This window comes from Alkalibacterium iburiense, assembly GCF_039521845.1.
GTDB classification, from domain to species: domain Bacteria; phylum Bacillota; class Bacilli; order Lactobacillales; family Carnobacteriaceae_A; genus Alkalibacterium; species Alkalibacterium iburiense.
This window is the reverse complement of the sequence record NZ_BAAACW010000145.1, coordinates 1-6,818: the sequence shown is the minus strand read 5'-3', so window position 1 is coordinate 6,818 and position 6,818 is coordinate 1. Positions and strand designations below refer to the sequence as shown.

The window sequence follows — 6,818 nt, the reverse complement described above, 5'->3', positions numbered from 1 at the left end:
GGCTGATGCTTTTGAATTAAAGTGACTTCCAAAAGAAGAGCCTCTTTGTCCGACCCGGTCACAATTGTTTCAAAGTCCACAATGTCTTCAACGAGTCGTTTCGTCTTCCCCGTGTGTTCCCCTCTAAAATAAGAACGCACGCGATTCTTTAAATTCTTTGCTTTCCCAATATAAATAATGTCCTCATCAGTATTTTTCATCACATAACAGCCTGGTAAATCAGGTAAGAGCTGCAATTTGTTTTCGATTAATTCATTAGACAAAAAAGCACCTCCTTTTGTCTTATTTTCCTTCTTCAAAAACGTAGAGAGAGTGGAAGGCATTAAAATCAGATGTACCAACGGTCACTTCTTTGTACACAAAAGGGTCTCCTATTTTATGTGTGCCGTCCTTCACTGCTTTATCAATCGCTTCAGCAATCTCTGCAAACAATTCGTCTATCTCATCTTCCGTTAACTGGCCAAATTTTTCCTGCCAGGCACTTAAAAAGGCCTCTTCGTCTTTCCCGCGATAAAAATCAATAAATAAGTCAGCCATTTCTCTCTACACCCTTTCTCTGATTAAATCCTCACTCTTTATTTTAACAAAAAAGGGAACACTTGTCAGCTTTTCATCCCTTAATTCATCTTTTTAAGCTCTTAAAAAGCTTCTATCTGCCCCAAAGGGTTCACACATTCTTGCCGCGGTCACATAGAACGGTTCTATGTGACTTTCCAATGACTATTTTTTAGACTGGGGGCACGTTGAGACTCTCTATGTGACTCTAGGTCATGCTTATAGATTAGTACGGGCACATAGAGGTCATTTTTTCCTATATCCGTAAAACGTTTTCTCATTCTATGCTATACTACGATTATAATAATCAAAGGAGTCGATTAGATGCAATACAATCCATTAGGCGATACCGGTTTATCCGTTAGTGAATTAGGCTTTGGCACATGGGCTATTGGCGGAGACTGGGGTAAAAACAATGACGAGGAATCTTTAAAAGGACTACAAAAAGCAATGGACGCCGGTGTCAACTTTTTTGATACCGCTGACGTTTACGGTTCCGGTCATAGTGAAGAACTTTTGGCTAAAGCAACAAAAGGCAAGGAAGATTCGATTCACATCGCAACGAAGTTTATTCGTTTAGGTGATATCAATGACCCGGCAAATTATTCTGAAGACCAAATCAGAACTTATGTGGAGAACAGTTTGCGCCGTTTACAAAGAGAGACGATTGATTTATATCAAATTCATTGTGCTCCTTTAGATATGCTGAAAAACACGGACATCTTCCCTATCTTGGAAAAGTTGAAAAAAGAAGGAAAGATTCGCAGTTATGGAGTCAGTGTTGAATCGGATGAAGAAGGACTATTCGTATTAGAAAACACAAATGCCAGCGCATTGCAGGTTATCTTCAACGTCTTGCGTCAAAAACCTTTAAAGGAACTTTTTCCAAAAGCTCAAGAAAAAGGTGTGGGAATTCTGGCACGTGTGCCTTTAGCTAGCGGCTTACTCACAGGAAAGTTTTCTAAAGATCATCAATTTGAGTCGGATGACCATAGAAACTTTAATAAAGACGGCGGTGCTTTTAACGTCGGAGAGACCTTCGGGGGGATTCCATTTGAAAAAGGAGTGGAATTAAGTCGGGAAGTGTCTTGGATTGGTGATGAGCGAGACAGTATCACCCGAGCGGCTTTAAAATGGGTCATGCAGCAAGAAGCCGTGACTTCTGTTATTCCCGGTTTTAAAAATGTCAAACAAGTGGAAGACAATTTAAAATCTCTCGAAGTGAAAAATTTTTCTGCGGAAGAATTGAAGAAATTAGAAACTTTTTATTGGGAGAATGTACACGCCCATATTCGTGGTCCGTATTAACTATTAGAAACCTATATGTATCTAGCACTTAAGGAAATATATTTCCTTAAGTGCTTAAATTTTCTTTAGAATTGTTTCTATATGTGATAGACTAATTCATAGATTAAAAAACTTGAAATCAATATATATTGTGCTATACTATTTTCACAACACAATATATGGTGTTAACGAACTTTAAGAGAGGAAGTCATACAAAATGGAATTTTTACCTACCTCCTATGTAGAAGACTACATAGAGACGCATCCGAACCCCCTAAACGAACTAGGTCAGTTCGTTTATAGTCGAACCTATTCTCGTTGGCTAGAAGAAAGAGGACGACGTGAGTTTTGGCATGAGACAGTCAAACGAGCAATCGAATACAACATGTCACTCGAGTACAAACATTTGAAAAAAATTGGATATGAAATCAATTTGGATCGTATGCAAGATGAAGCAAAAGAATTGTTCGAATCCATTTACCATACCAAGCAGTTTCCATCGGGTAAGTAATTGCCCCTTTTATTCGCAAGAGTAATCGAAAACTTCTTTAATTGCTGGGACCCTAAATCTTACGATATGGGAATCAGCAGCGAAGCTTCTTATAAAGAAGAACGTTCAACGACTATCGAAAGCATAGCTGCGAACAACAGTGAATAAGCCAGTAGAGTAGAGCCAAGCGGTAGGCATATGATGTGGAATGGCATCATCTATAAGTCCTTTAAATCGAAATGGGAAGCCCTCATTAATAAAATATGAGGTGATGATATAGTCTGAACCTGTCGGAAACGGCAGGCGGGTATTCAATTACCGGACAAAGGTAGCGACTTTGTTGAACACATTGAGAACTTTATGGCTTGGGAATGCTAATGAAAAAGTTAATAAAGATTTTGCTTTAGGAAACTTTAACTGTTCTTTCTTATCTATCGAAAACTGGAAAGATTTAGGTGAATTATTCTATCTGTTATTAGTTGGTACAGGTGTTGGCTTTAAATCCACTAAAAAAATGGCTGCCAACATGGTTCCTATTCGAACTAACACGACTCTCCTTCATTCAGAATATCGTCCCGTTCCAACCGATCAACGTTTAGAGCATACTCAGACGGTTAAAATGGAAAATGGATACGCTAAGATATACGTTGGAGATTCTAAAGAAGGCTGGGTTGAATCTCTAGATCAGTATTTAGAACTTCTAACTGATCCTGAAAACGAAGATATTCATACAATTAAAATTAGTTATAACAGTGTCAGACCTGAAGGCGAACGTCTCAAAACATTTGGCGGTACTGCTTCAGGACCAGCACCTTTAAGAGAAATGTTTGAAGGTATTGACAAAGTTCTTAAAAACCAAGTTGATCCTTATTTAGACCCAATCATGACAGACGATAAAGGATACGGGCAGGTTCGTCCGATTCACATCCTTGATATCGGAAACTTAATTGGTGCAAACGTAGTTGTTGGTGGTAAACAAACGGCGAATGCCTCCAACTAAAAAACACTCCTTTTTATCGGTGGAACTCCTACTAGGACAATGCCGAGGGAAGCCGGGTTAGCCCGGAACCTGTAACGACTATCGAAAGCATAACTCCTGTCGAGAGGACACGAGCGAAGAAGCGAGTAGAGTACACTTTAAAAAGTGGAAACAGGGAGCATCAAAGAGTAACGCCTTTGATGAAGATATAGTCTAATCCTTATAGTAATATAAGGTATCGGAACCTAATATAAATGGTTCGCCGTACGGCAGAAATTTTCCTTTTCGATGCTGATGATCACGAGTCAATGTTTGCTAAATACGGTATGAACGGTATTTGGACTGAAGAACAGTTAGCTCAGCACAAGAGAATCGGAGAACTACTTGAAAAAGAAAATATTAAGCCGCAATGGTTTGATACGATTGAAAACATTGGTGACAGACGTGATGGTTTAGACCACCGTCGTATGAGTAATAACTCAATTGCCTTTGAGAAAAAACCTAAGAGAGAATTTTTAAACCTAGTATTTGAAATGATGCAACTTGAAGGTGAACCTGGTTTCTTCAATATGGAAGAAGCAAGACGTCGCCGCCCTAACGCTGAAGGCGTAAATCCATGTGGTAAATAATCTTGCCTCATGTAAAAAACCGACCAATATCGGTGGAGGCTAAAGCGAAAGCCAAGCTAATACCGAGATAACTGAGTACATCACTCAGCATCGTAACGCATAGGAGTTGAGCGTTAAGAGAGCAAAAACACTCCCAAGAGTGGTCGGAACTTTAGATAAATATATTTCCTAAAGTTAAAATGTATGCTGGACTGGGTAGGAATTGACCTACCGTAACACAAATGTGTATGAGGGAAACCTCCAGAAGTAAGGGATAAAAAGCCCCTACGATAACATAAATCGGAAATTATTTTAGATTCAAAAGGCGTGTGTAATTTAACGACTATCAACGTTAAAGCTTTTGTTGAAGAAAACGAAGACGGATCACACTATCTAGATCTAGAAGGACTAAAACGTGCACAAGCTTTATCTGCTCGTATTGGTCTACGTATGACATTATCTCCACTTGAAATTGATTCTTGGAATGAAATCCAACAGCGTGACCGTTTAATCGGTACGTCTGTAACAGGATGGAAAGATGCTTTAGCTTTAGTTGGAGCAACTGAAGAAGACGAAGAAAAATGGATGAACGAATTAAGAGCGGCTTCTAGAAATGAAGCGGATGCTTATGCTAAAACATTACGTGTTAACGCACCATTACTAGCAACAACGGTAAAACCAGAAGGAACATTATCTCAAGTAGCTGGTGGCGTATCCCCAGGTGTTCACATGAGCCACAGTCCTTTCTACGTTCGTCGCGTTCGTATTAATGCAACAGATCCTCTTGTGAAAGTAGCGAGAGAATTAGACTGGAAGATTCATGCTGAAGTGGGAACAAACGGTTTATACTCCGAAGAAGATTTAGCTGATGAGTCAGTGATTGAAATGGCTCGTACAGTTGTTATCGACTTCCCTGTCGCAAGTGGAGCTAAACGTACAAAAGAAGACACAAATGTTGATGAGCAATTTGACACTTACTTCCGTTTCCAGAAAAACTACGTTGAACACAATGCTTCAAACACCATTGACGTAAAACCTGGTGAATGGGGACAAGCTGAACAACGTGTATGGGACGGTTGGGATAACTTTGTTGGGGTATCTTTCTTAAGCCATGATGGTGGAACGTATACATTGGCACCTTATGAAGCTATTACTGAAGAGCAATACGCAGAGCGCAAAAAAGACATGAAACCATTTGATGCAGCTTTATTACAACAATTTGAAGCAAATGAAACAACAGCTGATTTAGATAATATGGATGGTTGTGCAGCAGGCGTTTGTCCAATTCGTTAATTACTTTTATAATAATGTAGAAAGGTGGAATGAGATGTGAGATCAGAACCAGTAGAAAAAAGAACCTCAACGGATAAAAGTAGAACCTATGCCCTTACACGTATAGCCTTGTTGACGACACTTGTTTCTGTGGGGAGACTCTCCTTCTCATTTCTACCCAATGTTCAACCCATGACTGTGCTGTTGGTCTGCATTACTTTATATTATGGCTGGAAAGACGGTTTAACTGTTTCTTTACTGTCTGTCTTAATTACAAATATATATTTAGGTATGGGTCCCTGGACCTTTGCTCAATTAGCCAGTTATACTCTTTTAATTTTATTGACGAGCTTGCTCGAGGATTCTTATGAAAAGATTCCCATGCCTGTTATGCAAATCTATGTAGGCTTTCTCGGTTTGCTTTATGGACTCGTTATTTCTTTAGTGCAAGCCCCGTTTTTTGGATGGAATATATTTGTTCCTTACTATTTATCAGGACTACCCTATGATCTGTTGCATGCGATAGGAAACGTTGTATTTTTCGCGTTGCTATACTCTATTACCATGCGTGTCTTTAAGCAAACAGACAAAAGAAGTTCTGATTCAAAATCAGTTGGAGATTGTTAGAGGAGAAGAAGAATGAACAAAAAGCAAAAATATTTAGTGGGTATAGTAGCGGCTGTCGTATTAGTCGTTATCGGATTGGTTTTAGTTGGTGTCTTTTCAAATGGTTCGGGTGAATCTTCCGATGCAGATAAAGAAGTCACTATTGTGATTACAACTGCTGAAGAAGAACTAGCCAACGAAACAGTTGGAGCCTCTTCTGAAGAAACATTAATGGAAATCATGGACAATCACTTTGACATGGCTGTGAGCGATGAAGGTTTCGTGGAATCCATTGAAGGCGTAGAGCAAAATACAGATGAAGGACTCTTTTGGGTCTTTGAAGTGAATGACGAAATGGTCACAGTAGGTGCGGAAGAATTTGTGCCGGAAGATCAAGACACTATAACGTGGGAATTAATGGCCTTTTAACTAAAATCAAAAGCTGATTCGTGTTTATTAAAACACTGAATCAGCTTTTTTTCATTGTATGGAAGCATAAACTAGAAAAGTTATGATATTGAACTTGTCTTTTCAAACGGACATTTTGAAAATGAAGAGCCATATAAGCTATTTCATTTTCAGGAAAAAGAATGACCACCACTTCTTCCACCTCTTTTGACTACTGCCACGCATTTGTACCACTGATGCCAACATTAGTATAAACAATATAATAAAAATCATATTGCGCTTAAAGAAGATAATCGTAAATATCAATTATCCCATCAATTTTAAATAATCAATAATCTCCACAATAAGTAAGCCAAAAATAATCGTGCTAAATACAATACTAATTGACCTCGCTTCTTTTTAGGTGTTCGAAAAGTATCGATAATATATTTATTCATTTAAAAGAGCTCTGCTACATCTAAAATTAAGCAAAAGATTCCCTTCTTTTATTTAATTTCACTAGTGTTGCATTAAAAATTTAACTATTCCATGGCATAAAAAAATCCTTTATACTAGTACTTGGATGACTTATCCAAGACCAATACAAAGGATCTACACATGGATAAGTATAATA

At 38.4% G+C, this 6,818-nt stretch carries 9 protein-coding genes; 7 read left to right on the top strand and 2 right to left on the bottom strand.

Annotation, left to right across the window (positions count from 1 at the left end; genetic code table 11):
• Window positions 1-263 (bottom strand): GIY-YIG nuclease family protein (locus ABDZ53_RS11400; protein ID WP_343756644.1); only part of this gene is annotated, 263 nt, incomplete at its 3' end.
• Between the two features lie 19 nt (window positions 264-282).
• Complete coding sequence (locus ABDZ53_RS11395) at window positions 283-537, bottom strand: hypothetical protein (RefSeq protein WP_343756632.1); 255 nt, start codon at window positions 535-537, stop codon at window positions 283-285.
• 342 nt (window positions 538-879) lie between these two features.
• On the opposite strand from ABDZ53_RS11395, the gene ABDZ53_RS11390 reads away from it, so the two are divergent.
• The 7 genes from ABDZ53_RS11390 (at window position 880) to ABDZ53_RS11360 (ending at window position 6,226) form a co-directional block, all read left to right on the top strand.
• Window positions 880-1,863, top strand: a complete 984-nt coding sequence (locus ABDZ53_RS11390; protein ID WP_343756631.1) for an aldo/keto reductase — start codon at window positions 880-882, stop codon at window positions 1,861-1,863.
• Window positions 1,864-2,059: 196 nt separating this feature from the next.
• Window positions 2,060-2,353, top strand: a complete 294-nt coding sequence (locus ABDZ53_RS11385) for a hypothetical protein (protein WP_343756630.1) — start codon at window positions 2,060-2,062, stop codon at window positions 2,351-2,353.
• A 319-nt stretch (window positions 2,354-2,672) separates the two neighbouring features.
• Window positions 2,673-3,332 carry a glycyl radical enzyme family protein gene (locus ABDZ53_RS11380; protein ID WP_343756629.1) on the top strand — a complete coding sequence of 220 codons (660 nt, stop codon included), beginning with the start codon at window positions 2,673-2,675 and terminating at the stop codon, window positions 3,330-3,332.
• 233 nt (window positions 3,333-3,565) lie between these two features.
• Window positions 3,566-3,940, top strand: a complete 375-nt coding sequence (locus tag ABDZ53_RS11375) for a hypothetical protein (RefSeq protein ID WP_343756627.1) — start codon at window positions 3,566-3,568, stop codon at window positions 3,938-3,940.
• Window positions 3,941-4,246: 306 nt separating this feature from the next.
• Window positions 4,247-5,212, top strand: a complete 966-nt coding sequence (locus tag ABDZ53_RS11370) for a glycyl radical enzyme family protein (protein WP_343756626.1) — start codon at window positions 4,247-4,249, stop codon at window positions 5,210-5,212.
• A 36-nt stretch (window positions 5,213-5,248) separates the two neighbouring features.
• Window positions 5,249-5,818 carry an ECF transporter S component gene (locus ABDZ53_RS11365; RefSeq protein ID WP_343756625.1) on the top strand — a complete coding sequence of 190 codons (570 nt, stop codon included), beginning with the start codon at window positions 5,249-5,251 and terminating at the stop codon, window positions 5,816-5,818.
• A gap of 12 nt (window positions 5,819-5,830) precedes the next feature.
• Entirely contained in the window at window positions 5,831-6,226 is a 396-nt protein-coding gene (locus ABDZ53_RS11360; protein WP_343756624.1) for a DUF4430 domain-containing protein, read from the top strand.
• The last annotated feature ends 592 nt before the right edge of the window (window positions 6,227-6,818 follow it).